This window comes from Kitasatospora sp. SC0581, from assembly GCF_048159585.1.
GTDB lineage: Bacteria > Actinomycetota > Actinomycetes > Streptomycetales > Streptomycetaceae > Kitasatospora.
This window is the reverse complement of record NZ_JBLRWA010000286.1, coordinates 1-335: the sequence shown is the minus strand read 5'-3', so window position 1 is coordinate 335 and position 335 is coordinate 1. Positions and strand designations below refer to the sequence as shown.

The window sequence follows — 335 nt, the reverse complement described above, 5'->3', positions numbered from 1 at the left end:
GCTCGGGGCTCTCTGAGGGGCCGTCACCCGTTCGCGTGAACGGGGGCGGCCCCTCTTCCGTCTCAGGGTGACCTCCGCCATGCTTTTGACTACGGAGAGTAACTGAACGGGGGTTCATCAGCATGTACGTGTATGCGAAGACCGCACTGCTCGTCGCGGCCGTCCTGACCGCCTGCCTCGCGGTCCCGGCGGCGGCCGCACGGTCCGGGACCGCTCTGGGGGCCTGCGGGCCGGGGCGGCTCTGCCTCTGGTCCAAGCCCGACTTCAAGGGCAGGGCGCAGAGCCACGAGCTGGCGACGACCGACATCGACAGTTGCGTCGCGCTGCCGCCGGGC

The 335-nt window shown here is 70.4% G+C and carries 1 protein-coding gene; it reads left to right on the top strand.

Annotated features, from left to right (window positions below):
• Positions 1–122 precede the first annotated feature (122 nt).
• The coding region (locus ACLWS4_RS38120) for a peptidase inhibitor family I36 protein (RefSeq protein ID WP_416876587.1) at positions 123–335 on the top strand (213 nt) is incomplete at its 3' end.